This is a genomic window from Candidatus Dormiibacterota bacterium (assembly GCA_036495095.1).
Taxonomy (GTDB): Bacteria; Chloroflexota; Dormibacteria; order Aeolococcales; family Aeolococcaceae; genus CF-96.
Genome location: DASXNK010000107.1, coordinates 1 through 23,430 on the forward strand (window position 1 = coordinate 1; position 23,430 = coordinate 23,430).

Below are 23,430 nucleotides of genomic sequence, written 5' to 3' on the forward strand. Positions count from 1 at the left end.
GCAGCCGCGCACCTCGTGGCCGGCGGCGCGCAGGAACCCGGCGGGCGAGGCGACGTGGAGCGGCTGGTGCCCGAGCTCGTAGCAGGACACCAGCAGCACCCTCATGTTCTCAGGGGGTGTCCAGGCCCGGCTATTTCTTGGAGGCCTGGTAGTAGGGGTTGGCGCCCTGGGCGTGGTCGGTGGTGTCGCGCACGTCGGTGATCTCGGGGAAGCGGTCGAGGATCGAGGTGCGCACCCCCTGGGCGAGGGTCACCGAGGCCATCCCGCAGCCCTGGCAGCCGCCGCCCATGTGCACGTAGGCGACGCCGTCGGTGACGTCGAGCAGGTCGATGTGCCCGCCGTGCTGGGCCACCGCAGGGTTGATCTCGAGGTCGATGAGCCGCTGCACGTCCTGGGCGAGGGGCTCCAGCCAGAGCGGGTTGGGATTGTCGACCTTGAGGGCGCCGGTCGAGGGGTCGGCGTCGAGCGTGGCCCCGTCGAGGTAGGCGGCGGTGGTCAGGGGCACGTGGAAGGTCAGGCCCTCGGGGCCCTCGACCACCATGTCGCCAGGGTGCTCCTTGCCGGTCTGGACCAGCTGCATGTCGTAGACGAACTGCCCGTCGGCGCGGCCGGTGATGGCCACGCGGACCCCGGCATCGGGCTGCCGCCGGTTGGCCCGCACCTGCTCGATGCGGGTGAGCGCGAACTCGGTCGCGCCGATGCGTGGCTGCTGCATGGTGTCCTCCTGGTCGGGGCGAACGCCCCTGGCGTCATTATCTGGGCGATGGCCATCCGCGTGCTGCTCCTGCTGCCAACCCGGACCTACCGGGCCGCCGCGTTCCTCGAGGCCGCCGGCCGGCTCGGCCTCGAGGTGGTGGTCGGGTCCGACCATGGGTCCTCGCTCGGCCATCTGATGGAGGGCCGCCAGCTCGTGGTCGACCTCGACCGCCCCGAGCAGGCCGCCGAGCTCGCCGCCGGCCTCGCCGCCACCCAGCCCCTCGACGCCGCCGTCGGGGTCGACGAGAGCGCGGTGGTCACCGCCGCCGCGGTGGCCGCCCGGCTGGGGCTGCGCCACAGCCCGGTGGAGGCGGTGGCGGCGACCCGGGACAAGCGGAGGCTGCGCGCCGCCCTCGCCGCCGCCGGGGTGCCCCAGCCGGACTGGCGGGCGGTCGAGGCGACTCCGCCGGCTGCGCTGGGCGCCGCCGAGCAGCTGGGCTACCCGGTCGTGGTCAAGCCGGTCGACCTCGCCGGCAGCCGCGGGGTGATCCGCGCCGACGGCCCGGCCTCGGTCACCGCCGCGGTCGAGCGGGTGGCCCGGATGCTCGCCGCCGAGCCCGGCTGCGACGGCCCGGGGCCGCCGCCGCTGCTGGTCGAGCGCTTCTGCGGCGGCCCCGAGGTGGCCGTCGAGGGCCTGCTCGACGCCGGGCGGCTGCGCATCCTCGCGGTCTTCGACAAGCCCGACCCCCTCGATGGTCCCTTTTTCGAGGAGACCCTCTACGTCACCCCGTCGCGGCTGGCCCCGGTCGACCTCGAGGCGGTGATCCGCCGCTGCGGCGAGGCGGTGGCCGCCCTCGGGCTCACCGAGGGACCGATCCACGCCGAGCTCCGCCTCCCCGCCCGCGGTGCCCCGGTGGTGATCGAGGTGGCGGCCCGCTCCATCGGCGGCCGCTGCTCGACCGCGCTGCGCTTCGCCGGCGGCGCCTCGCTCGAGGAGCTGATCCTCCGCCAGGCGCTGGGTCTGCCCCTGGGCGAGCCGGAGGTCCAGGGGGCGGCGGGCATCCTCATGCTCCCGATCGAGCGCGCCGGCCGGCTGGTCGGCGTCGAGGGCCTGGAGCGGGCCCGGGCCGTCCCCGGGCTGGAGAGCCTGACGATCGGGGTGCCCGGCGGTGAGATGCTCGTCCCCCTCCCCGAGGGCGATCGCTACCTCGGGTTCGCCGTGGCCCGGGGCGACCGCCCCGCGGCGGTCGAGGCGGCGCTGCGCCAGGCCTGGGCCGAGATTCACGTTGTCGTCACGGGCGACGCCGCCGCCGTGGTCGGGCGTTAGGCTGTCCCGCGCGTACCGACCACAGGAGACCCCGTGAGCACCGCCTCTCCCACCGACATCCGGATCCCCGCCGAGCTTCTCCCCGCCGACGGCCGCTTCGGCTGCGGCCCCTCGAAGGTCCGCCCCGAGGCGGTGCGCGCGCTCGCCGACGCCGCCGCCGACTACCTCGGCACCAGCCACCGCCAGAAGGGGGTGCGCTCGGTGGTGGGCCGGATCCGCTCCGGCATCACCGAGCTGCTCTCGCTGCCGGACGGCTACGAGGTGCTGCTCGGCAACGGCGGCACCACCTGCTTCTGGGACGCCGCCACCTTCGGCCTGGTCGAGCGCCACAGCCAGCACCTGTCCTTCGGCGAGTTCTCGTCGAAGTTCGCCTCCGCGGTCGCCGCCACCCCGCACCTCGACGCCCCCGAGGTGATCGAGTCGGCCGCCGGAACCCACCCCGAGGCGGTCGCCCGCGACGGCGTCGACCTCTACGCGCTGACCCACAACGAGACCTCCACCGGCGTCGCGATGGAGATCCGCCGCCCCCGGGGCGCCACCGGGCTGGTGGCGGTCGACGCCACCTCCGGCGCCGGCGGCCTGCGCGTCGACCCCGCCGAGTTCGACTGCTACTACTTCGCCCCGCAGAAGTGCTTCGCCGCCGACGGCGGCCTCTGGGTGGCGGCCTGCTCGCCCGCCGCGGTCGAGCGCATCGAGCGGCTGAAGGCCTCGGGCCGCTGGGTGCCCGCCTTCCTCGACCTCGGCATCGCCCTCGAGAACTCGCGCCTGGAGCAGACCTACAACACCCCGGCGCTCGCCACCCTCTTCCTCTTCGCCGAGCAGCTCGGCTGGATGCTGAAGAACGGCGGCCTGGAGTGGGCGGCCGGGCGCAGCGACCGCTCCGCGGAGATCCTCTACGGCTGGGCCGAGGGCTCCGAGTATGCGACCCCGTTCGTCGCCAACCCGGAGCAGCGCAGCCACGTGGTCGGCACCATCGACCTCGACCCCCGGATCGACGCGAAGCAGGTGTCGGCGGTGCTCCGCGCCAACGGCGTGGTCGACACCGACTCGTACCGCAAGCTGGGGCGCAACCAGCTGCGGATCGCGATGTTCCCGGCGATCGACCCCGACGACATCGCCGCGCTGACCGCCTGCATCGACCACGTCGCCGCCGCCCTGGGCTGACCGGTTCATCCCGGCCGCAAGCTTCCCACCACCCTCCCGTTCACATAGCGTTCCCCCGGGCCGGTGCCCGGGGTCAGGGAGGGAGACGCATGCGCACACTGTCCTTGGCCGCCCTCGGCGCGGCCGCAGTGCTGGGGAGCGGCGCGGTGGTGCACACCGCCGACGCCGCCAGGAGCCACACCAGCCACGCCAGCCACGGCTCGACTCACCACGCCGGGGCCACCACCGCCAGCTCGAACGGCGGCGCCGGCACCAGCGCGACCAGCCCGGGTCTCGCCGCGGGCAACGGCCTGCTCGGCTGCAGCACCGTGGACAACCTCCCGGTGGTCGGCCAGCTGCCCATCCCGAGCATCCCCGATCCGACCGCGACGGTCCTGCACCTGCTGCCGGATCCGGCCGGGCTGCTGAGCTCCGGGCTCAACTTCCCGATCGCCAACATGTCGCCGTCGAGCATCGTCGGGATCGTCGTCAGCTCCGCCTGCCCGTAGCGGGCGACGCAGCTCCGGCCGGCCGTCCTCGGGGGCGGCCGGCCCGGCTACGAGGTGGAGCCCCGCTCCGACATCCGCTGGTACTCGCGCACCTCCTCGCCGAGGTAGAGCTGGCGGGGGCGCGCGATCTTCTGCTCCTTGTCGAGCAGCATCTCCTCCCACTGGGCCAGCCAGCCGACGGTGCGGGGGATGGCGAAGAGGATGGGGAACATCTCGGTGGGCAGGTCCAGCGCCTGGTAGATGAGCCCGCTGTAGAAGTCGACGGTGGGATGGAGCCCGCGGCTGACGAAGTACTCGTCCTCGAGGGCGATCTTCTCGAGCTCGAGCGCGGTGTCGAGCAGGGGATGCCCCTCGGTCACCGAGAACACCTGGTCGGCCATCCGCCTCATCACCCGGGCGCGGGGGTCCTGCCTCTTGTAGACGACGTGCCCGAAGCCCTTGAGCTCCTCCTCGCCGGCCTTCACCCGCGCGATGAAGTCGGGGATGTTGGCGGTGGAGCCGATCCGCTCGAGCATGCGCAGCACCGCCTCGTCGGTGCCGCCGTGCTGCCCGTAGAGCGCGGCGATCGCCGCCGCCGCCGCCGAGTAGGGGTCGGGATGCGAGGAGCCCACCGAGCGCATCGCGTTGGTGGAGCAGTTCTGCTCGTGGTCGGCGTGGAGGATGAAGAGCACGTCGAGGGCGCGCTCGATCTCCGGGACCGGCTGGTACTTCTGCTCGACCATCTTGAACATCATGTTCAGGAAGTTGCCGGCGTAGCCGAGGTCGTTGTCGGGCCGCACGTAGTAGAAGCCCTTGGAGTGGCGGTAGGCGAGCGCCGCGAGCGTCGGCATCTTGGCGATCAGCCGGTAGATCGAGACCCGCCGCTGCTCGGGGTCGTGGATGCTCGTCGCCTCGGGGTAGAACGTGGCCAGCGCGCCCACCGTCGAGAGCAGCATCGCCATCGGGTGGGCGTCGTGGTGGAAGCCGTCCATGAAGCGCTTGATGTTCTCGTGCACCAGCGTGTGCATCGTGATCTCGTGGGTCCAGTCGCTGTACTGCGCGGAGGTGGGCAGCTCGCCGTGGAGGAGGAGGTAGGCGGTCTCGAGGAAGCTGCTCTTCTCGGCGAGCTCCTCGATGGGATAGCCGCGGTAGAGGAGGATTCCGCGCTGGCCGTCGACGTAGGTGATGCGGCTGATGCACGACGCCGTGTTGAGGAACGCGGGGTCGTACGAGACCACGCCGCTCAGATCCTCCTCCGAGACCCGGATCTGCTGCAGGTCGGTGGCCCGGATCGAGCCGTGGACGATCGGGATCTCGTAGGAGCGGCCGGTGCGGTTGTCCTTCACCGTCAGCGTGTCGGGCATGACCTGAGTCTGCCACTTCCCGGACCTCAGCCATCGTGGCCCCCCGGTGCGTGTTGTCCGTGGGGCGATCCTGCCCCACGGTCAGGAAGGGAGTGCGATGAACGACGACCTCGTGGGGTCCTGGCCCCCGCCGGAGGCCCCCGACGAGATCCCGACCCCGAGCCAGCGGCTCCGCCGCGGCGGAGCCATCGCCGGAGCGACGGTGGTCGCCGTGGCCACCGCCGGCATCCTCTGGCACACCTGGGGGCCGGACCGGTACGCCGGCGCCGGCTACTCGCCGACCCCGACCGTCGACCAGAGCGCCCAACCCTCGGCCCAGACCGCCGGACCCATGGTGGTCGCGCCGACGGCCTCATCCAGCTTCACACCGTTCCCCAGAAAGCCGGACCTGCCCGTCCCGGTGGCCTCGCCGCCGGGCGGGCAGGGCCGGTCCCTCCCCGCCACGGCGTCAGCGACGGTGGCGCCCACGGCCTGGCCGACGCCACAGCTGCCGCCACCGCCGAGCGGTGGTCCGACCCCGACGGCCACACCGCAGCCGACCCCGACCCCGACCCCGACGCCACGGCCGACGCCGACCCCCGCACCGACGGCGACGCCCACGCCGAAACCCACTCCGCCTCCGACGCCGCGGCCGACGCCGTGCCCCACCCCGGCTCCGCACTGCTGACCGCGTCCAGGGGTGGCGCGGAGGGTCCGCGCCACCCCGGAGAATCGGGTGCCTACACCGTCCAGGTGTTGAGCTGGAAGGCTCCCGCCCGCCAGGCGGTCAGCGCCGAGTCCAGCACGTCCAGCGGGCTGAACGGCTTGACGCCCTCGATGAGGTCGTCCTCGCGATAGCCGTAGAGGGCGCCCATGGCGAAGCGGCAGGCGTAGATCGTCGCCCCCTCCTTGAGGAGGGTCTTGATCTGGTTGTTGATGGCGAGGTGGCCGGGGAAGCCCTCGGCGCCGACCGCCGGCCAGCCGCGGGTTCCGGAGGCCATCAGGACGCCGGGGCCGTAGAGGACCACGGTGACGTCGAATCCCTTGCGCACCAGACGGGTCGCGGTGAGCAGGTTCACCAGGCCGACCGATCCCTCGTAGGGGACGGTGTGCATGAAGATGAACGCCTTCTCCCCGGGATTGGCCTTGATGTCCTCGAAGATCTTCTCCTCGACGTTGTACATGACCTCGCCTTCGGCGGGGCGGGAGACGTGCACGGTCTTGGCTGGCATTGAGCTCTACCTCCCTGTGGGAAAAACAGTTGCTGTCAGGATTGGCCGTGGGTGGACTACTGGATGCCAGGGATGTGCGGTCGCGGCGGCGGCTCCGACCAGTGGCGCCGGTGACTGCCGGGCATGGCCTCGATCGCCGACTGCCGCAGCCGCTGCGGCAGGCGGTGGTACATGGGGACGAACAGGTGGCGCCAGAGGCCGGGGACGAGGCCGCGCTCGGTGGCGGGCACGGACCGGCCCAGGTAGCGCTTCGCCATCTCCGCCTGGGCGCTCTCCAGCAGGTAGTGCTCGGAGTTGACCCGCAGCCAGCGGGAGAACCTCGCCCTCATGCGGTGCTCACCGGCGCAGCGAGGCGAGGGCGTTCTGCGCGGCGACGGAGATGGGCTCGTTGAGGGCGCCGATCGGCGGTGAGTACACGTTCTCCATGGTGGCGAGGTCCTCGAGTGTGATCCCGGTGCGCACCGCCACCCCGAGGAAGTCGGCGCGCTCCTTGATGCCCTCGCCGCCCACCATCTGGGCCCCGATCAGGCGGTGTCCGGCGGGCTCGGCGAGCAGCTTCACCCGCACCTTCCTCACCCCGGGATAGTAGCGAGCCCGGGAGATGCCGTCGGCCACGCCCATGACGAACGGGATGCCCAGCGCAGTGGCCAGGGTCTCGCCGAAGGAGGCTCCGCCGACCATCCACGTGCCCGCGACCATGCCCCAGGGGACGTAGACGGGCTGGTAGACGCGGCTGCCGCCGGCGGCGTTGGTGCCGGCGACCTTGCCCTGGGCGTAGGCGTGGCTGCCGGTGAGGCACGCGATCGGGACGCGGTTCACGCCGTGGGGAAGCTCGGTGCAGTCACCCGCGGCGAACACCCCCGCCGCCGAGGTGGCCATGCGCTCGTCGACCACCAGCCCCCCGGTCGAGCCCAGCGCCAGTCCCGCCGCGGCCGCCAGCCGGGCGTTGGGCTGCTTGTGCGTGCAGATCACCGCCAGGTCGCACTCGATCTCCCCGGCGGTGGTGCGCACCGCCCGCACCGTGCCCTCGCCGAGGAAGGCCTCGACCCGGGTGCCGAAGTGGGTGGTGATCCCCATCTCCGCCCACGACTCCTCGACCGGCCGCATGATGTCGGGGTCGGCGAGCTCGGCGAGCGCCCAGGGGTGGGGGTCGACGACATGGACGGTGATGCCGCGGTGGGCGAGCGCGGTGATCATCTCCAGCCCCAGCGGCGAGGCCTCGACCACCACCGCGGTCTTCACGGAGTCGAGGACCCTGTCCCACTCCATCGCGCGGCGGATGTTCTTCACGTAGTAGAGGCCGCCGAGGTCGCCTCCGGGCACCCCGGGGTCGGCGTAGTCGAAGCCGGTGGCGAGGATGAGGCGGTCGTAGGGAACGGTGCCCCGACCCTCGACCTGCACCTCGCGCCGGGTGGTGTCGACCGAGCTGACCCGGGTCTCGTAGCAGACATCGATGCCCGCCTTGACGTACGCCTCCTTGGTCTGGAGGAAGAGGGCCTCGAAGCTGGGGATCTCCTTCCCGTGGACGTAGGGGATCCCGCAGGGGCTGTAGGCGACGTCCTCATACTCGGTGAAGACGGTGACGGCCGCCCCCGGATCCGCCTGGCGGGCCGCCCCCGCGGCCCCGATGCCGGCCGCACCACCGCCCACGACGACGATCCTCGTCGGCACGCGACACCCACCTATATGATCGGCCAATTTACGATAATGAACGGCGCGTCTCTTATATAACTCGATCGTGCGGTGCGTCAAGGTGCCCCGTGCACCGCCACGACGATCTCAGCGCAGGAGGCAGAGAGGACATGAAGGAGCGGACGCCCCGCGCCCGCGTCCGGGCGGCGGACCCTCCCCCCGACGGCCCCGCGCCCCCCTCCACGCCCGAGGGCGAGCTGGGGCGGATCATCGGCAGCCTGGGACCCAAGATCCGCGAGCTCCGACAGCAGAAGGGGCTCTCGCTGCAGCAGCTGGCCGAGCGCTCGGACGTGTCGGCGGCGGCGATCCACAAGCTGGAGCGGAGCGGGATGGTGCCCACCATCGCCACGCTGATGAAGCTGGCGAACGCGCTCAACCGTCCGGTGTCGTACTTCGTCGACGAGGAGTCGGTGATCGACCGCCCGGTGGTCTACACCCACGCCGGCCAGCGCCGCCCGGTGTACACGTCGAAGGTCGGGCTGGAGCTGCGCAGCATCTCCGGCGCCTACGGCCGCTTCTTCATGGCCGGCGCCGCCGCGCTGGTGGCGCCCCAGGCGAACAGCGGCCGCAAGGCGATGGAGCACCCCGGCGAGGAGCTGGTCTACGTGGTCAGCGGCGCCCTCGACTTCGAGGTCGACGGCGTGACCCACCACCTCGGCGCCGGTGACGCGCTCCACTTCCGCACCGATCGCCCCCACCGCTGGTGCAATCCCACCGCCGAGCCGGCCGGGGCGGTGTGGATGGCGCTGCGGCCGATGTAGCCGGTGGAGGAGCTGCCCGCGGTCGAGCTTCCCTCCCGGGTCGGGGTGGTGAACATCGGTCTCGGCCTGCTCGCCGACGCGGTGCGGCAGCAGGGCCGGCCGGTGGTGCAGGTCGACTGGCGGATCCCCGCCGGCGGCGACCCCGACGCCGTCGCCATGCTCCGCCGCCTCTTCGGTCCCCGCGCCGCCGGGGTGGACGCCGCCAACGCCGAGGTGGTGCGCCGGCTCGATGAGGGGGTGCCGGCGCTCACCGCCGTCGAGGCCGCCGCGGCGGTGCTGCCCGGCCTCGGCGAGCGCACCGTGCTCCACTGCGGGCCGCCGATCGCCTGGGAGGAGATGGGCGACCCGCTCCGCCGCTCGGTGCGCGCGGCGGTGGTGGTGGAGGGGTGGGCGGCCGAGCCCGCCGCGGTCGACCCGCTCATCGAGCGCGGCGAGGTGCGGCTCGAGCCCGCCAACCACCATCGCGTGGTGGTGCCGATGGCCACCGCGATCGGCCCGTCGTCACCGCTCCAGGTGGTCGAGAACCCCCAGGGCGGCACCAGCGCCTTCTCGCCGATCAACCAGGGGCCGGGAGAGGCGCCCTGGTTCGGGATGGACACTCCCGGGGCGATCGAGCGGCTGCGCCTGGTCCGCGACGTGATCGGGCCGGTGCTCGCCGAGGTGGTGCGCCGCTCCGGCCCCGTCGACCTCGCGTCGCTCGCCGGCCAGGGCCTGCAGATGGGCGACGACGTCCACATCCGCGTCCAGGCGACCACCAACCTGCTGATCCGCCAGCTGCTTCCCCACCTCGCCGCCGTCGAGGGACCGGAGCGGGTCGTCGTCGCCGAGTTCCTCGCCCGGAACCACCTCTTCGTCCTCAACCTCGCGATGGCCGCGGCCCGGTCGCTCACCGAGTGGGCGGCCCAGGTCGAGGGCTCGAGCGTGGTGATGTCGATGGCCCGCAACGGCACCACCTTCGGCGTCCGCCTCGCCGGGCGCGACCGCTGGTTCACCGCGCCGGCGCCCCAGATCGAGCACGCCCTCTACCACGCCGGCCACGGCCCCGAGGTGGGTGCGCCGGACATCGGCGACAGCGCCGTGCTCGAGCTGGTCGGGCTGGGCGCGGCGGCGGCGGCGGGCTCGCCGTCGGTGGCGGCCTTCCTCGGCGGCACCATGGCCGACGCGCTCGCCGCCACCGAGGCCATGGACCGGATCTGCGTGGGGCGCAGCACCCGCTTCCGGCTGCCCCCGGTGGGCTTCCGCGGCACCCCGATCGGCGTCGACGTGCGCCGGGTTGTCGAGTCCGGGGTCACCCCGCACATCACCACCGGCATCCTCCACGCCTCCGCCGGGGTGGGCCAGATCGGTGCCGGGGTGGCGGTGGCGCCCCTCGGCTGCTTCCTCGAGGCGCTGGCCGCGCTCGACGCCGGCTGACCCCGCCCGCTCAGTGGCTGTGGGGATGCCCGTGGTCGTGGCCGGCGTGATCGTGCCCCGCCGGGCGCTCGCCCAGGCGGACGGCGCGGTCCAGGGTCGCCGCCCGGTCGACGATGCCGCGGTCCTCGAGGAGCGACTCGAGCGCCTCCAGCCAGCAGCGGTAGTACGGGTACTCCTCGCCCGGGGGATGGGAGCGCTCCCACCGAGCGATGCTGCCGGCGAGCTCGGCCGAGAACTCCTTCCAGGTGAAGGCGCCGGCGCCGTGGAGGGCGAGGGCGAGCCCGAACGCGCGGCTCTCCCACGGCTCGGCGAAGGCGAGCTCGCCGTTGCTCCGCGGTGGCGCCGCCGGTCCGCTGAGCTCCACGGGGAGCGCCGCGGAGGTCATCTCCCGGGAGCCTCGACGGTGGCGATCCCGACCATCGCGTCGCGGGTGACGAGGCCGGCGAGCTCCTCCTCGCCGAGGCCCTCGGTGCCGGCGGGCCGCTGCGGGAGCACCAGGTAGCGCACCTCGGCGAGGCTGTCCCACACCCGGATCTCGACCTCGTCGCCGAGCTCCAGGCCGAATTCGGCGAGGACGGTCCGGGGCTCGCGGACGACGCGGGCGCGGTAGGCGGGGTCCTTGTACCAGGCGGGAGGCAGGCCGAGCAGCGGCCACGGGTAGCAGGAGCACAGCGTGCAGACGACCACGTTGTGCACCCGGTCGGAGTTCTCGAGGACGACGATGTGCTCGCCCTGGGCGCCCTTGTAGCCGAGCTCGGCGGCGGCGGCGGCGCCATCCTCGAGCAGCCGGGCGCGGAAATCCGGGTCCACCCAGGCCTTCGCGACCACCCGGGCGCCGTTCATCGGCCCGATGTTCTCCTCGAAGTTCCTGATCAGCCCGGCCAGCACCTTGGGATCGACCAGGCCCCGCTCGGTGAGGATCTCCTCGAGCGCCTCGGTGCGCATCGCCGGGGTGAGCGACTCCGTCTGCATCGCCATCAGACCGCCTCCAGGTAGCTCTCGTAGAGGTCGATACGGGTGCTGAAGGGCTCCGCCTCCGGGCCCCACAGCTCGGTGGAATCGAAGCGCACCGAGTAGACGTGCTGCGGGTTCTCGGCGATGAAGTGCGCGTTGGTGTCGGGCAGCACCATCGCCGGCTGGACCCGCTCCACCGTGCCCTCGCGCCGGCGCACGTAGCGGGGCAGCCGGGTGTGGCCGGAGGTGTGGAGGTCGACGGTCCGGACCCGCTGGCCGACGGCGAACCGCGGGGGATCGTCGACCTGCCGGAGCGACCCGGGACCCGCCGGCTTGTAGTCCGGCCGGTTCGGCTCGGGCGCCGGCGGCTCCTCCACCGCCTCACCCCGGCGGGCTCGCACCCGGGCGTCGATCGCCCCCGGCGCGAGCACGCCGGTCTCGGTCAGCAGGGTCTCGGCCATCCGCAGCCACCGGTTGTAGTAGGGGAGGGCCAGGTACTCGTCCGGGGGGGTGCGGTCGATGGCGTGGCGGAAGGCGTCGAGGTTGGCTCCCGTCAGCCGGGTCTGGCACAGCGCGCCGATGGCGAAGATCCGCCCCTCCCACGGCTCGTGGAACACCGGCTCGTCGCGCTCCGGGAGCTGGACCCCGCCCATGTTCTCCACGCCGCCCAGGTCGTGGATGCCGTCCATCTCACCTCCTCACTTTTTACAATCACTATCGTGAAGGTCACCGCCTACTGGAGTGGAGGCTACCGCTGCCGCGTGGCGGTTCGCCAGTTCGAGCTTCTCGCCGACGAGCCCGAGGAGGTCGCCGGGGGCACCGACACCGGGCCGACGCCCACCGAGCTGCTGCTCGCCTCGCTGGCGACCTGCTTCACGATGGCGCTCGCGCACGTCGCCCGCAAGCGGAGGATCGAGCTCGCCGCCGACCTCAGCGTGACCGCCGCCGGCGAGCACCACGGTCCCAGCTTCGGCGCGCTCCGGGTCGAGGTGCGCTCCAGCCAGCCGCGCGAGCAGCTCGAGCCGCTGCTGGAGCGGGCGGCGGCGCTCTGCTACGTGTCCAACACCCTGCGCGGGGCGCCCCCGGTGGAGTACCTCATCGTGCCCGGCTGAGGTCGCTGCCGTGGCCGTTCTCGGCGGCTCCGATGAGCGGGTGGGTGCACGCGCTCACGTAGGCGCCGCGCCGCCGGAGGTCGGGCTGGGCCCGCAGGTGCCGGCAGGAGTGGCCGCTGCCGACGATCCGCTCGGCGCCGATGAGGACCAGCTCGGGCGCGTAGCCGGGGCAGCCCTCCATCTCGGCGGAGTCGACGCCACGCACCGCGTACGGGCACCGCGGACGTGCATGGTCGAGGGTCTCCACGGCCGGAGTGTGCCCGGCCGAGCGTAAGAATGCAGCAACAGTCGGAGGCGGCTGTTGCGCTGTCACTGTGCTGACGAAATTGTTGGGATTGCTGGAGTTTACCCGGTTTCCGCAGTTCCCTGTCCGCCCCTGTCGCCGTCTGGGTTCTGCTACGCTCGCCATGGTCGGTCGAGCGGTTGTTGGAGGGGCGTCATGCCGCGGGTGGCGCCGGCACGCGCGCTGATCATCGAGGTCGACCCGGAATACCGCGCCGTCATCAGCTGCTGCGCCGGCCTCGCCGACGTCACCGCCGAGAGCGTGGCCACGGTCTCCGCCGGGGTGCACCGGCTCAGCGACGCCGAGTTCGACCTGGTGATCTGGGGCGTCCCGCCCGGCGACCCGCGCCGGGCGCCGGTGATCGCCCAGATCCACGAGGAGAGCACCGCGCCGCTGCTGCTGCTCGACGAGGCCGACGAGGAGTCGCGGGCGTCGTACGACGCCGGCGCCGACCAGATCCTCCCCAAGCCCTTCGTCCCCGGCCAGCTGGTCGGCGCGATCAGGGCGGCGCTTCGCGGCCCCGGCCCCACCTCGGTGGTGCCGCTGGCCACCCGCATCGAGCTCGCCGGCACCACCATCGACTCCGAGTCGCGCAGCATCACCAGGGGCGACGGCACCGTCTCCTTCAGCAAGCGCGACTGGGAGCTGCTCACCTTCCTGCTCGCCAACCCCGGGCAGTGGTTCACCGCCGAGGACCTGGTGCGCCTCGCCTGGCGCAGCACCCGGTACTCGACCGAGCAGCTGCGCAGCTACGTGATGCGCCTGCGCCGCAAGATGGCCCCGCTGGAGCTGCCCTTCGCCGTCAACAGCCAGCAGGGCCGCGGCTACCGCTTCGATCTGGACGGGTCGGGGTCAGGCGGGAGCTGACCCGGCGACCTCGGTGGCGAGGCGGAGCATGTCCTCCTGGGCGCGCCGGTGGTCGGCGCGCAGCGCGGCGGCGCGGGCGCCGAGGGTGCGCGCCGCCTCGGCGCAGCCGGCCGCCATCCGGGTGACCACCTCGGGGGCGGCGCCGCCGGGGGCGCTGCGGGTCTGCACGATGGCGCGCGGGTCGAGCACCTCGGTGAGGTCGGCACCGGCGAGCCCCAGGCTGCGTCCGATCTGCTCGACCGCGGCGGCGTCGAGCATCTCCCCGGTGATGTCGATGCCGCGCAGCCCCTCGCGTCCCGCCCGGCTCACCGCGCGACCGACCACCAGGTAGGCGGTGCGGTAGTCGACGCCGCAGCTGAGCATCACGTGCTCGGCGAGGTCGGTGGCCTGGGAGAAGCCCTGGAGCAGCGCCTGCTCCATCCGCTCGGGGTGCACCCCGAGGGTCGCGACCACCTCGGCCATCAGGCGGACGACGCGGCTCGCCAGCTGCATCGAGCGGGGCACCTCGCCCTGGGCGTAGATGAGGTTGTCGCTGCGTGCCGAGGGGGTCTTGACCACCGCGAGGTAGCCGCTCAGCCGGCCGATCAGCACCCCCGCGGCGCCGCGCACGATTGCGAGCGCGTAGGGGTTGCGCTTCTGAGGCATGAGCACGCTCGACCGGGTGTAGGGGCCGGCGAGCTCGACGAAGTCGAACTCCTGGCTGTCCCAGATCTCCAGGTCCTCGGCGAGCTTGGCGAGGTTGGTGACCAGGCTGGCGGCGGTGGCGAGCAGGTCGACGAGGCCGTCGATCTGCCACATCGCGTCGCGGGTGTGCTCGATGACGCCGTCGAAGCCGAGCAGCCGGGCGATGTGGTCGCGGTCGCTGACCAGCCGGCTGCCGTTGACGCAGCCGGCGCCGCCCGGGCTCAGGTTGACCCAGTCGAGGCAGGCGAGGAGGCGGTCGGCGTCGCGCAGCGCCGGGTACGCGAAGGTGAGCAGGTAGTGCCCGAAGGTGGACGGCTGGGCCTGCTGGAGATAGGTCTGGTCGGGCATCAGCGTGCCCGCGTGCGCCTCGCTCACCGCGGCGACGCTGGCGGCGAACCCGGCGGCCTCGGCGACCAGGTCGACGATCATCGAGCGCAGCAGCACGCGCAGCGCCACCCGCGCAGCCTCGCGCCGGGGCCGGCCGGCGTGGAGCCAGCCGGCGTCGTCGCCGATGCGCTCGACGAAGTGGCGCTCACGGCTGTTGTAGGGGTCGCCGTGGATGGCCGCATAGGGAAAGTCGGCCGCCGCCACCCCGTGGGTCTCGACGAGCAGGGCGAGCAGCCGCCGCGCCACCGGCTCGGGGACGATGCCGCGGGCACGCAGGTCGAGGACGTGGGCGATGTCGGCGAGGGTGAGGCCCTCGTGGAGCAGCGGCGCGTCGGCGATCTCGAGGGCGAAGCCGGCCTCGACCAGCGATGCCGCCGGGGCCTCGTCCGAGGCGCCGTGGCCGCCCCGGCTCACAGCGCGCTCCCCGCGCCGGCGGGGGCGAGCGCCACCGCCGTGCCGCCGGTGTGCCAGAAGAGCACCGGCCCGCCGGCGCCGGCGGCGAGCAGCCGGGGGAGCACGCCGAGCGCCTTGGCGGTGAAGGCGGGGTCCAGGACCAGCCCCTCGTGGGCGGCGGCGAGGGAGGCGGCTCTCGCCCCCTCGATCGAGGCCTGCCCGTAGCCGGGCCCGCGGGCGTCGTGGACCTCCACCGCGGCGGCCGGCGGCGGCGGCACGCCGAGGAGCCGGGCGCCGGTGCCGGCGAGCTCCAGCACCCGCGCCGCGGTCTCCTCCACGGGGCGGCTCACCGCGGCGCCGGCCACCCGCAGCCGCCGGCCCGCCGCGGTGAGGCCGGCGAGCAGGCCCGCCTGGGTCACCCCCGAGCCGGTGGCCAGCAGCAGCAGCGCCGGCTCCACGCCGGCGGCGTCGAGCTGGTCGAGCGCCTCGGCCGCGGCGGCGGCGTAGCCGAGGACAGCCACGTCCCGGGCACCCCCCCGGGGGATCGCATAGGGACGGCGGCCGGCGGCGCGCAGCTCCGCGGCGGCGGCCTCCAGCCCGGCGTCGACGGACTCGCGGCGGGGGTCGCCGGTGAAGCGCACCGTGGCGCCGAAGCCGCGGGCGAGCACCAGGTTGGGGTGGGGGATCGCCGGCTCGCCGCCGTACAGCACCAGGGTGCAGCCGAGCCCGGCGACCGCGGCCGCGGCGGCGGCTCCCTGGCACCAGCTGGAGGCGGGGCCGCCGCCGGTGAGGAGCACGTCGCAGCCGGTGGCGAGGGCATCGCCCACCAGGAACTCGAGCGACCGGGTCTTGTTGCCGGCGAGCGCGAAGCCGCAGAGGTCGTCGCGCTTGCACCAGAGCGGCGGCGCCCCGAGCACGCGCTCCAGCCGCTCGAGGCGCACCAGCGGGGTGGGGAGCAGCGCCAGGCGCAGCCGGGCGGCGGCGGTGGTCAGCGCCACGGGTCGGGCTCGGCGGCGAGGGCGGCGCGTCCCCGCCGCACCGCGGCGTCGACGATGGCCCCGGCGCTGCCCGCGCCGGCGGCGACCGGCGGGCCGCCACCGGCGTCGCCGAGGTCGACGTGGTCGCGGAGCGCCTCCTCCAGGCTCTCGCCGCGCTCCTGACCGGCCCGCAGCGCCGCCTGCAGCAGGCTCTGGGCGCGGTGCCTGCCGATCCGGGGGGCGAGCTCGGCGAGCAGCGCCTCGGAGGCCGCGTACCCACCGCCGGCGCCGAGGTTGGCCAGCATCCGTTCGCCGTCCACCTCCAGGCCGTCGAGCAGCCGCCGGGCCAGCGCCAGGGCGGCGCCGGTGAGCAGGCAGGCCTCGGGGAGGGCGATCCACTCCGCCTTCCAGGCGCGCCCGTCGCGCTCGTGCTCGCCGACCATTCCCTCGAGCAGGGTCGCCGCCTGCTGGCGAACCAGCCGGGCGAGGGTGCCGAGATGCTCCGCGGCCTCGGGATTGCGCTTGTGGGGCATGGTGATGCTGCCCACCGCACCCGCCGCGGCGGGCTCCCGCAGCTCGCCGATCTCGGGGCGCTGGAGCTGGTACACCTCGGTGCCGATCCGCGCCAGGGTGGCGGTGACCATCGCCAGCAGGTGGCCGAACTCGGCGACCCGGTCGCGGGCGGTGAGCCATGGCACCAGCGGGTCGGCGAGGCCGAGGCGGGCGCAGAAGCGCGCCCGCAGCTCGAGGCCGTTCTCGCCGAAGAAGGCGAGGGTGCCGACGCCGCCGCCGAGCTGGCCGGCGAGCCAGCGCGGCGCCCCCTCGGTGAGCCGCTCGCGGTGGCGCCGGACCTCGTCGGCCCAGGAGGCGGCCTTGAGGCCGAAGCTGATCGGCGACCCCGGCTGGCCGTGGGTGCGGCCCGGCATCAGGGTGTCGCGGTGGCGCTCGGCGAGGTCGAGCAGAAGGCCCTCGACCGCACCCAGGTCCCGCCACACCACCCGTCCGACCCGGCGCATCGCCAGCGCTGTCCAGGTGTCGGTGAGGTCCTGCACGGTGGCCCCGTAGTAGACGTGCTCCGCCGCCTCGGCGGGCAGCAGCCGCCGCAGCGCCGCGATCAGCCCGAGGGTGGAGTGCGAGGTGCTCCGGGTGACCTCGGCGGCGAGGTCGAGGTCGACCAGCTCGACCCGGGCGGCGGCCGCGATCGCCTCCGCCGAGGCGGCGGGGATCAGGCCCAGCTCGGCCTGGGTGGCGGCGAGGGCGGCGAGGATGTCCAGCCACGACTGCAGCCGCGCCTCCTCGTCGAAGACGGCGCGCATCTCGTCGGTGCCCCACAGGTGGGCGTAGAGACGCGAGTCGCTCAGGCGGGCGCCCATGCCGGCTCCGCGATCCGTGCGACCTCGCCCAGGCCCTCGCGGACCAGCTCCAGCGACGCTCCCCAGGGCACCGTGACCCGCCCCGGCGTCACCTCCAGGTGCTCCTCGAGCAGGCAGCACTTGGTCAGCACCGGCGCCGGCGCCGCCATCCGCCGCGGGCAGATGTCGATCCGCTCGGCGTCGGCGCCGTAGAACCAGTGGTGGATCTCGCGGGAGCGCTCGCAGCCGAGCAGCAGCCAGTCGCGGTGGGGAGGATGCTGATCGAGGTAGGCGACCTCCACGCCCTCGAGCACGATCCCCGAGCCCCGGCAGGGCAGCAGCCGGTCGCGGCCGTCGCCGCCGTTCGCTCCCAGCTCGCGGAGATCGACGAGGTGGGGCACCAGCTCGATGGGGGGCAGGTCGTCGGCCACGGCCAGCACCCGGCGGCACTGGTCGAACAGCTTGGGCGGCTCCGGCGGCACCACCTCGACGACGGTGATGCGCAGCGGCCGGGGGTCGAGGATGAAGTTCAGGTGCTCGTAGCGCCCGTGCACGACCACGCAGCGCACCCCGGGGGCGTGCCGCCCGGCGGCGGCGGCGAGCTGGGTGGGCACCGCGGTGTCGACCTCGGCCAGGTGGAGCAGCGCGCACTCGTGGGGGAGGGCGAGGATCTCCACCGCGGTGATCGGCGAGAAGAGCGGCTCCTCGGTGGCCCGGTCGACCCGCACCACCGCGGTCTGCTCGCCGTGGCGGGCGATGATGTAGCGGGTCCGCCGGTAGGAGTCGCGGCCGAGCAGGTGCTGCCGGAGCGACGCCGGGTCGAGGGGGCGGTCGAGCTCGGCGACGGAGACGTCGCGGTAGCGCCGGGGGACGAGGTTGCTCATGTCCCCGCGGCGGCGGCGACCTCACCCTCGCCGCAGCTCAGCTCGATGGTGTCGGCGCGCAGCCCCAGCCGCAGCGCCTCGAGGCCGAGCACCTCGGCGGGCACCACGTTGCCGAGGCCGGCGTCGGCGCCGAGCCGGCGGATGAACCACGCCTGCTGGTCCTTGCGGGGAGCCTCGAAGATCACCCGGTGGCGGGTCGCCCGGAGGAGCGCGTCCACCAGCTCGGCGCGGACCGTGCCGTCCGCCGAGTAGAGCCCGACGGTGCCGCTCTCGCGGCCCTCGGCGACCACCCAGGTGGCGCCGGCCTCGAGGTCGCCGGCGGCCTCCTCGGCCCAGGCGAAGGCGTGCACCGGGGCGTCCGGCTGCTTCGCCCCGACCTCGGCGAGCACCGTGAACCGGCGCGCGGCGCGCTCGATGAGGTCCCGCTTGGCGGCGAGCGGCAGCCGGCGGGTGCCGTTGGAGACCTCGACGCAGGGGAAGCCGGCCTCCTCCGCCCAGTCGAGCAGCCGCTCGGCGGCGCCCTGCACCCAGGCCACCTCGAGCAGGGTGCCGCCCACGCACGCCTCCACCGCGTGCTCCCGGAGAATGGCCACCCTGTCCGCCACCCGAGGATCGAGGTACGCCGTGCCCCAGCCGAGCTTCCAGACGTCGACGTGGCCGGCGCACAGGTCGAGGAGCGCGGACATCTCCGGGAGCGGCATCCCGCGGTCGAGAACGTGGGTGATCCCCGCTCGCCGGGGCTTCGAGCTGCGCGAGGGGAGCTCGAGGAAATCGGGATGCGGCATTTCTTCGATAGTAGATGCGCATTTCGTCCCGTGCAAGTTGGGCCGCCGGTGACCGAGCTCGACGCGGTGGTGCGGACCGTCCGCGAGGGGCCGGGACTGCGCGCCAAGGCAGCCCTCGCGCTGGTCAGCGACGTGTTCGGGCCCAGCGACTGGACCGGCGGTCCCGGCGACGACGCCGCCGTCGTCGACGCCGGCGGGGGCCGGGTGGTGGCCGGTGGCGAGGCGCTCTGGCCGCCCTTCGTGGCCGCCGACCCGCGGGGCGCGGGCATCGCCGCGGTGGTCGCCAACGTCAACGACGTCTGCGCCATGGGGGCGCGGCCGCTCGCGATCCTCGACACCGTGATCGCCCCCGAGCCGGTGGCGCGCCTGGCCCTGGAGGGGATGCGCCACGCCGCCGCCCTCTACGGGGTGCCGGTGGTGGGCGGGCACCTGACCATCCGCGATGGTCCGCCGGCGATCTCCGCCTTCGGGCTCGGCGAGCTGCGCGGCCCGGTGCTCAGCTCCCGCCACGTCGCCCCCGGTCAGGCGCTGCTCCTCGCCTGCTGCCTGGAGGGGACGATGCGCGCCGACTTCCCCTACTTCTCCTCCCTGGCGGAGCGGGGCGAGCGCCTCGCCGGGGACGTCCGGCTGCTCCCCGAGCTCGCCGAGGAGGGGATCTGCGTCGCCGCCCGCGACGTCAGCATGGCCGGGGTGCTGGGCTCGCTGGCGATGCTCCTCGAGCCCACCGCCGCCGGCGCCTGCGTCGACCTCGACGCCCTGCCCCGGCCCGCCGGGGTGCCGCTGACCAGCTGGGTGATGGCCTTTCCCGCCTACGGCTTCCTGCTCTGCGCCGACCCCGGTGCCGTCGAGGCCTGCCGGGCCCGGTTCGCCGCCCGCGGCCTCGCCTGCGAGGTGATCGCCACCGTCGACGGCGGCGGCGAGCTGCGGGTGCGTGGGGGAGGGGAGGAGCGGCGGGTGCTCGACCTCCGCAGCGAGCCGGTCACCGGGCTGCGGCTGAGGGCGGAGTGATCCGCATCGGCGCCGGGGAGCGCCGGGCCCGGCTGGCGCGGCGCCACCACCTCGCGCCGGCCGCCCGCGCGTCCGGCCCGGTCGAGGTGGCCGCCGGCCTCGTCGCCCTCCACGCCACCGACCCGGCCACGGTGTTCCTCGCCGCCGCCGCGCGGATGCGCCTCCCCGAGACCGCGGCCGTCGAGCGGGCGCTCTACGAGGACCGCGTTCTGGTGCGGATGCTCGGGATGCGCCGGACCATGTTCGTGGTGCCCCGCGACCTGGTGGGGGTGGTGCAGGCGTCGAGCACCCGGGCGATCGCGGCCCTGGAGCGGCGCCGGAGCCTGCAGCTGCTGGAGGGGGCGGGGATCGGCGGCGACCTCGCCGCCTGGCTCGCCGGGGTCGAGGAGGCCACCCTGGCCGCGCTCGCCGCCCGCGGCGAGGCGACCGGGGCGGAGCTGTCCGCGGACGTGCCCGGGCTGCGCACCCGGGTGCTGCTCTCCGAGGGCAAGCCCTACGAGAGCCTGCAGAACATCACCACCCGGGTGCTGACCCTGCTCGCCGCCGACGGGCGCATCGTCCGCGGCCGGCCCCGCGGCACCTGGATCTCCAGCCAGTACCGGTGGTCGCCGGTGGAGGCGTGGCTGCCCGGCGGGGTGGCGGAGTGGACCGCCGAGGCGGCCCGGGCCGAGCTGGTGCGCCGCTGGCTCGCCGCCTACGGCCCCGGCACCGAGGCCGACCTGCGCTGGTGGACGGGATGGACGGCGGCCCAGGTGCGCGCCGCCCTCGCCAGCTGCGGCGCGGTGGCCGTCGACCTCGACGGCGTCCCCGGCCTGGCGCTCCCCGGCGACCTCGAGCCCGAGCCGGCGGCCGAGCCGTGGGTGGGGCTGCTCCCCGCCCTCGACCCCACGGTGATGGGCTGGGCCGGGCGCGACTGGTACCTGGGCGAGCACGGCCCGGCCCTCTTCGACCGCTCCGGCAACGCCGGTCCCACGGTGTGGTGGGACGGCCGGATCGTCGGGGGCTGGGGTCAGACCCCGGCTGGCGGCGTCGCCGTCGAGCTCCTGGAGGACGTCGGGGCGGAGCCGGCGGTGGCGGTGGAGGAGGCGGCCGCGACGCTGGGCGGCTGGCTCGGCGGGGTCAGGGTCACCCCCCGCTTCCGGACGCCGCTGGAGCGGCGGCTCAGCTCCTGAGGGTCGCCTCGACGCCGCGGACGTCCCCGTCCTCGTCGACGAGCACGCCGGGGTCCGCGTAGCCGAGGCGGGCGAGGTCGCCGGCGAGCGCGCCCGCCTGGGCACCGCCGAGCTCGAGCAGGAGCGCGCCGCCTCGCCGGAGGAAGCGGACGCTGCCGGCGACGACGCGGCGGAGGACCTCGGTGCCGTCGGGGCCGCCGTCGTAGGCCAGCGCCGACTCGAAGGCGAAGGTGTCGCGCTGCAGCAGCGGCAGCTCCGGGGTGGGCACGTAGGGCACGACCGCCACGACGACGTCGACGCGTCCCTCGAGGGTGGGCGGCAGCGGGGCGAAGAGGTCGCCGCGGTATGCCTCGACGCCGTTCGCCGCCGCGCAGGCGACGGCACGCTCGTCGAGGTCGGAGCCCACCACCCGCGCCCCGGGGTGGCGGGTGGCCAGCACCCGGGCGATCGCCCCCGACCCGGTGCAGAGGTCGATCGCCACGCCGTTCGCGGGCAGGCGCTCGGCGGCCCGGCACGCGAGCCGCTCGCTCTGCCAGCGGGGGACGTAGACCCCGGGGTCGACGCGGACCCCCACACCGCAGAACACGACGCCGCCGGTGATCCAGGCGAGCGGCTCGCCGGTGAGCCGGCGCGCGACCAGCGACTCGAGGAGGCCGGCGTCGCCGGCGGCGCACGCCAGCAGCTCGCCGGCCTCCTCCGCCGCCGCGATGAAGCCGGCGACCGCCAGCCTGGCGGTGAGCACCTCGAGGTCGTTGGCCATCCGCACCAGTACACCACGGGCACACCGCCGTCACCGTCTCGTTACCCGGTGCGGAGTAGTGGCCGCCGTATACTCGGCGCCGGATAGTCATGAACGAGCCACGCCGCGACATCACCAACCCCCTCGCGCTGGCGGTCCTCGCGCTGCTCTTCGAGCGGCCGATGCACCCCTACGAGATCGCCTCGCTGATGCGCGAGCGCGCCATCCACGAGGCGATCAAGCTCAACTACGGCTCGCTGTACACCGTCGTCGACCTGCTCCTCCGCCACGGGCTGATCGAGGCCCAGAGCACCGCTCGCGACGGGCGGCGCCCGGAGCGCACCGTGTACCGGCTGACCGACGCCGGCCGTGCCAGGTTCCGGGGCTGGCTGCGGGAGCTGCTCCGCACCCCCGCCAAGGAGTACACCCAGTTCGCCGCCGGGCTCGCCTTCGCCGCCGCGGTGGGCATCGACGAGCTCGGCTCGCTGCTCGAGGAGCGTGCCGGCCGCATCGAGGCCGAGCTCGCCGAGGCGCGAGGGATCTTTGCGGACCTCACCGCGAGGGGCCTGCCCCGGCTCTTCACGCTCGAGGGCGAGCACGCGATGGTGCTCCGCACCGCCGAGCTGGAGTGGGTCCGCGGCGTGATCGCCGCCATCGCCGGCGGCCGCCTCGCCCTCCCCACCGCGGAGGAGATGGCCGTCCTCCACCAGAACTTCCCCACCGCCGCGCCGATGCCGGCGCAGAGCGACGGATCCGCACCTTCACCCCGAGAGGAGACGCCCCTGTGATCGAGACCAATGGGCTGCGCCGCAGCTTCACGACCCGGCGGGGCGAGGTCGAGGCCGTCGCCGGCATCGACCTCCGCGTCGACGCCGGCGAGATCGTCGGCTTCCTCGGCCCCAACGGGGCGGGGAAGACCACCACCCTGCGGATGCTGACCACCCTGCTCGTGCCCAGCGGCGGCGAGGCCACCGTGGCCGGCTGCGACCTGCTCCGCGAGCCCCGTCAGGTGCGCGAGCGGATCGGCTACGTCGCCCAGGGCGGCTCCACCGATCCCACCGTCACCGGCCGCCACGAGATGGTGCTCCAGGCCCGCCTCTACGGGATGGACCGCGCCACCGCCGAGGCGCGCGCCGCCGAGGTGCTCGGCGCCCTCGACCTCACCGCCTGCGCCGACCGCAAGGGCGGCACCTACTCGGGCGGCCAGCGCCGCCGCCTCGACCTCGGGCTGGGCCTGGTCCACAAGCCGCAGCTGCTCTTCCTCGACGAGCCCACCACCGGGCTCGACCCGCAGAGCCGCGCCCACCTCTGGGACGAGATCCGCGGCCTCCGCGAGCGGGGCACCACGGTGTTCATCACCACCCACTACCTCGACGAGGCCGACGCCCTCTGCGACCGCCTGGCGATCATCGACCACGGCCGCATCGTCGCCGAGGGCACCGCCGAGGAGCTGAAGCGGGATGTCGCCGGCGACGTGGTCACCGTGGGCGTCCTCGAGGACGTCGACGCGGCGCTGCGGCTGCTCCAGCACCAGCCCTTCGTGCGCGAGGCCACCGTCGACGAGGGCACCGTGCGCCTCTACGTGGAGCGCGGCGAGGCCGCCATGCCGCTGATCCTCCGCCTCCTCGACGGCGGCGGGCTGACCCTGCAGACCATCTCGCTGGCGCGGCCGTCGCTCGACGACGTGTTCCTCCGCCAGACCGGCCGCTCGCTCCGCGACGAGGCCGCATAGGAGACC

Annotated in this window: 27 protein-coding genes; 11 read left to right on the plus strand and 16 right to left on the minus strand. The window is 74.4% G+C overall.

Going from position 1 to position 23,430, the window contains the following annotated elements; translation table 11 throughout:
- Positions 1-130: 130 nt before the first annotated feature.
- Positions 131-715, minus strand: coding sequence for a NifU family protein (locus tag VGL20_11290; protein ID HEY2704264.1), 585 nt, complete (start codon positions 713-715; stop codon positions 131-133).
- A gap of 48 nt (positions 716-763) precedes the next feature.
- On the opposite strand from VGL20_11290, the gene VGL20_11295 reads away from it, so the two are divergent.
- The 3 genes from VGL20_11295 to VGL20_11305 all read left to right on the plus strand — a co-directional run bounded on the left by VGL20_11295 (position 764) and on the right by VGL20_11305 (position 3,675).
- Positions 764-2,023, plus strand: a complete 1,260-nt coding sequence (locus VGL20_11295; GenBank protein HEY2704265.1) for an ATP-grasp domain-containing protein — start codon at positions 764-766, stop codon at positions 2,021-2,023.
- Positions 2,024-2,056: 33 nt separating this feature from the next.
- A complete protein-coding gene (serC, locus tag VGL20_11300) occupies positions 2,057-3,187 on the plus strand; it encodes a phosphoserine transaminase (GenBank protein ID HEY2704266.1) in 1,131 nt (376 codons plus the stop codon).
- 89 nt (positions 3,188-3,276) lie between these two features.
- Positions 3,277-3,675, plus strand: a complete 399-nt coding sequence (locus VGL20_11305) for a hypothetical protein (GenBank protein HEY2704267.1) — start codon at positions 3,277-3,279, stop codon at positions 3,673-3,675.
- Between the two features lie 47 nt (positions 3,676-3,722).
- Here the strand turns inward: VGL20_11305 and VGL20_11310 are convergent, their stop codons facing one another.
- From VGL20_11310 to VGL20_11330, 5 genes are all read right to left on the minus strand, one after another.
- Complete coding sequence (locus VGL20_11310; GenBank protein HEY2704268.1) at positions 3,723-5,018, minus strand: citrate synthase; 1,296 nt, start codon at positions 5,016-5,018, stop codon at positions 3,723-3,725.
- A gap of 270 nt (positions 5,019-5,288) precedes the next feature.
- Complete coding sequence (locus VGL20_11315) at positions 5,289-5,630, minus strand: hypothetical protein (GenBank protein ID HEY2704269.1); 342 nt, start codon at positions 5,628-5,630, stop codon at positions 5,289-5,291.
- Between the two features lie 107 nt (positions 5,631-5,737).
- Complete coding sequence (locus tag VGL20_11320; GenBank protein ID HEY2704270.1) at positions 5,738-6,229, minus strand: MSMEG_0572/Sll0783 family nitrogen starvation response protein; 492 nt, start codon at positions 6,227-6,229, stop codon at positions 5,738-5,740.
- A gap of 56 nt (positions 6,230-6,285) precedes the next feature.
- Entirely contained in the window at positions 6,286-6,558 is a 273-nt protein-coding gene (locus tag VGL20_11325; GenBank protein HEY2704271.1) for a hypothetical protein, read from the minus strand.
- Between the two features lie 7 nt (positions 6,559-6,565).
- Positions 6,566-7,879 carry an FAD-dependent oxidoreductase gene (locus VGL20_11330; GenBank protein HEY2704272.1) on the minus strand — a complete coding sequence of 438 codons (1,314 nt, stop codon included), beginning with the start codon at positions 7,877-7,879 and terminating at the stop codon, positions 6,566-6,568.
- A 152-nt stretch (positions 7,880-8,031) separates the two neighbouring features.
- Here VGL20_11330 and VGL20_11335 point away from each other — a divergent pair, with 152 nt between their 5' ends.
- Positions 8,032-8,682, plus strand: a complete 651-nt coding sequence (locus VGL20_11335) for a cupin domain-containing protein (GenBank protein ID HEY2704273.1) — start codon at positions 8,032-8,034, stop codon at positions 8,680-8,682.
- 3 nt (positions 8,683-8,685) lie between these two features.
- Positions 8,686-10,095: a DUF1116 domain-containing protein gene (locus VGL20_11340; GenBank protein HEY2704274.1), complete on the plus strand. Its 1,410-nt coding sequence runs from the start codon at positions 8,686-8,688 to the stop codon at positions 10,093-10,095.
- A gap of 10 nt (positions 10,096-10,105) precedes the next feature.
- On the opposite strand, the gene VGL20_11345 is transcribed toward VGL20_11340, so the two are convergent.
- The 3 genes from VGL20_11345 to nthB are packed head-to-tail and all read right to left on the minus strand — an operon-like array spanning position 10,106 to position 11,738.
- The gene (locus VGL20_11345) at positions 10,106-10,480 is read right to left on the minus strand and encodes a nitrile hydratase accessory protein (GenBank protein ID HEY2704275.1); all 375 of its coding nucleotides are present in this window, start codon (positions 10,478-10,480) and stop codon (positions 10,106-10,108) included.
- On the minus strand, positions 10,477-11,073 hold the full coding sequence (gene nthA, locus VGL20_11350) for a nitrile hydratase subunit alpha (GenBank protein HEY2704276.1): 597 nt from the start codon (positions 11,071-11,073) through the stop codon (positions 10,477-10,479). The genes VGL20_11345 and nthA overlap by 4 nt, the downstream gene beginning before the upstream one ends.
- Complete coding sequence (gene nthB / locus VGL20_11355; protein HEY2704277.1) at positions 11,073-11,738, minus strand: nitrile hydratase subunit beta; 666 nt, start codon at positions 11,736-11,738, stop codon at positions 11,073-11,075. Before nthB ends, nthA begins: the two co-directional genes overlap by 1 nt.
- A 30-nt stretch (positions 11,739-11,768) precedes the next feature.
- On the opposite strand from nthB, the gene VGL20_11360 reads away from it, so the two are divergent.
- Positions 11,769-12,161 (plus strand): OsmC family protein, encoded by a 393-nt coding sequence (locus VGL20_11360; GenBank protein ID HEY2704278.1) that lies wholly within the window; start codon positions 11,769-11,771, stop codon positions 12,159-12,161.
- On the opposite strand, the gene VGL20_11365 is transcribed toward VGL20_11360, so the two are convergent.
- On the minus strand, positions 12,145-12,408 hold the full coding sequence (locus tag VGL20_11365; protein ID HEY2704279.1) for a hypothetical protein: 264 nt from the start codon (positions 12,406-12,408) through the stop codon (positions 12,145-12,147). The genes VGL20_11360 and VGL20_11365 overlap by 17 nt on opposite strands.
- Before the next feature lie 201 nt (positions 12,409-12,609).
- Here VGL20_11365 and VGL20_11370 point away from each other — a divergent pair, with 201 nt between their 5' ends.
- On the plus strand, positions 12,610-13,311 hold the full coding sequence (locus VGL20_11370; protein ID HEY2704280.1) for a response regulator transcription factor: 702 nt from the start codon (positions 12,610-12,612) through the stop codon (positions 13,309-13,311).
- Here VGL20_11370 and VGL20_11375 read toward each other — a convergent pair.
- Genes VGL20_11375 through VGL20_11395 form a run of 5 tightly spaced genes read right to left on the minus strand, consistent with a single transcriptional unit; the run spans position 13,297 to position 18,773 of the window.
- A complete protein-coding gene (locus tag VGL20_11375; protein ID HEY2704281.1) occupies positions 13,297-14,796 on the minus strand; it encodes an argininosuccinate lyase in 1,500 nt (499 codons plus the stop codon). The genes VGL20_11370 and VGL20_11375 overlap by 15 nt on opposite strands.
- A complete protein-coding gene (locus VGL20_11380; GenBank protein ID HEY2704282.1) occupies positions 14,793-15,773 on the minus strand; it encodes a pyridoxal-phosphate dependent enzyme in 981 nt (326 codons plus the stop codon). Before VGL20_11380 ends, VGL20_11375 begins: the two co-directional genes overlap by 4 nt.
- Positions 15,764-17,125 carry an adenylosuccinate lyase family protein gene (locus VGL20_11385; GenBank protein ID HEY2704283.1) on the minus strand — a complete coding sequence of 454 codons (1,362 nt, stop codon included), beginning with the start codon at positions 17,123-17,125 and terminating at the stop codon, positions 15,764-15,766. The genes VGL20_11380 and VGL20_11385 overlap by 10 nt, the downstream gene beginning before the upstream one ends.
- The gene (locus tag VGL20_11390) at positions 17,110-17,988 is read right to left on the minus strand and encodes a hypothetical protein (protein HEY2704284.1); all 879 of its coding nucleotides are present in this window, start codon (positions 17,986-17,988) and stop codon (positions 17,110-17,112) included. The genes VGL20_11385 and VGL20_11390 overlap by 16 nt, the downstream gene beginning before the upstream one ends.
- A complete protein-coding gene (locus tag VGL20_11395) occupies positions 17,985-18,773 on the minus strand; it encodes a phosphosulfolactate synthase (GenBank protein HEY2704285.1) in 789 nt (262 codons plus the stop codon). The genes VGL20_11390 and VGL20_11395 overlap by 4 nt, the downstream gene beginning before the upstream one ends.
- Positions 18,774-18,821: 48 nt before the next feature.
- On the opposite strand from VGL20_11395, the gene VGL20_11400 reads away from it, so the two are divergent.
- The gene (locus VGL20_11400; protein HEY2704286.1) at positions 18,822-19,781 is read left to right on the plus strand and encodes an AIR synthase related protein; all 960 of its coding nucleotides are present in this window, start codon (positions 18,822-18,824) and stop codon (positions 19,779-19,781) included.
- Positions 19,778-20,953 carry a winged helix DNA-binding domain-containing protein gene (locus tag VGL20_11405; GenBank protein HEY2704287.1) on the plus strand — a complete coding sequence of 392 codons (1,176 nt, stop codon included), beginning with the start codon at positions 19,778-19,780 and terminating at the stop codon, positions 20,951-20,953. Before VGL20_11400 ends, VGL20_11405 begins: the two co-directional genes overlap by 4 nt.
- Here VGL20_11405 and VGL20_11410 read toward each other — a convergent pair.
- Positions 20,943-21,713 carry a methyltransferase domain-containing protein gene (locus VGL20_11410; protein ID HEY2704288.1) on the minus strand — a complete coding sequence of 257 codons (771 nt, stop codon included), beginning with the start codon at positions 21,711-21,713 and terminating at the stop codon, positions 20,943-20,945. The genes VGL20_11405 and VGL20_11410 overlap by 11 nt on opposite strands.
- Before the next feature lie 89 nt (positions 21,714-21,802).
- Here VGL20_11410 and VGL20_11415 point away from each other — a divergent pair, with 89 nt between their 5' ends.
- Complete coding sequence (locus tag VGL20_11415; protein ID HEY2704289.1) at positions 21,803-22,480, plus strand: PadR family transcriptional regulator; 678 nt, start codon at positions 21,803-21,805, stop codon at positions 22,478-22,480.
- Positions 22,477-23,424 carry an ATP-binding cassette domain-containing protein gene (locus VGL20_11420; GenBank protein HEY2704290.1) on the plus strand — a complete coding sequence of 316 codons (948 nt, stop codon included), beginning with the start codon at positions 22,477-22,479 and terminating at the stop codon, positions 23,422-23,424. Before VGL20_11415 ends, VGL20_11420 begins: the two co-directional genes overlap by 4 nt.
- Positions 23,425-23,430: the final 6 nt, after the last annotated feature.

Bases quoted from the DNA above. Each gene is read 5' to 3' on its own strand.
- VGL20_11320 (HEY2704270.1), bottom strand. From the start codon at position 6,229: ATGCCAGCCAAGACCGTGCACGTCTCCCGCCCCGCCGAAGGCGAGGTC.
- VGL20_11345 (HEY2704275.1), bottom strand. From the start codon at position 10,480: ATGACCTCCGCGGCGCTCCCCGTGGAGCTCAGCGGACCGGCGGCGCCA.
- VGL20_11290 (HEY2704264.1), bottom strand. From the start codon at position 715: ATGCAGCAGCCACGCATCGGCGCGACCGAGTTCGCGCTCACCCGCATC.
- VGL20_11325 (HEY2704271.1), bottom strand. From the start codon at position 6,558: ATGAGGGCGAGGTTCTCCCGCTGGCTGCGGGTCAACTCCGAGCACTAC.
- VGL20_11385 (HEY2704283.1), bottom strand. From the start codon at position 17,125: ATGGGCGCCCGCCTGAGCGACTCGCGTCTCTACGCCCACCTGTGGGGC.
- VGL20_11295 (HEY2704265.1), top strand. From the start codon at position 764: ATGGCCATCCGCGTGCTGCTCCTGCTGCCAACCCGGACCTACCGGGCC.
- VGL20_11335 (HEY2704273.1), top strand. From the start codon at position 8,032: ATGAAGGAGCGGACGCCCCGCGCCCGCGTCCGGGCGGCGGACCCTCCC.
- VGL20_11415 (HEY2704289.1), top strand. From the start codon at position 21,803: ATGAACGAGCCACGCCGCGACATCACCAACCCCCTCGCGCTGGCGGTC.
- nthA (HEY2704276.1), bottom strand. From the start codon at position 11,073: ATGGCGATGCAGACGGAGTCGCTCACCCCGGCGATGCGCACCGAGGCG.
- VGL20_11390 (HEY2704284.1), bottom strand. From the start codon at position 17,988: ATGAGCAACCTCGTCCCCCGGCGCTACCGCGACGTCTCCGTCGCCGAG.
- VGL20_11310 (HEY2704268.1), bottom strand. From the start codon at position 5,018: ATGCCCGACACGCTGACGGTGAAGGACAACCGCACCGGCCGCTCCTAC.
- VGL20_11395 (HEY2704285.1), bottom strand. From the start codon at position 18,773: ATGCCGCATCCCGATTTCCTCGAGCTCCCCTCGCGCAGCTCGAAGCCC.
- VGL20_11305 (HEY2704267.1), top strand. From the start codon at position 3,277: ATGCGCACACTGTCCTTGGCCGCCCTCGGCGCGGCCGCAGTGCTGGGG.
- VGL20_11410 (HEY2704288.1), bottom strand. From the start codon at position 21,713: ATGGCCAACGACCTCGAGGTGCTCACCGCCAGGCTGGCGGTCGCCGGC.
- nthB (HEY2704277.1), bottom strand. From the start codon at position 11,738: ATGGACGGCATCCACGACCTGGGCGGCGTGGAGAACATGGGCGGGGTC.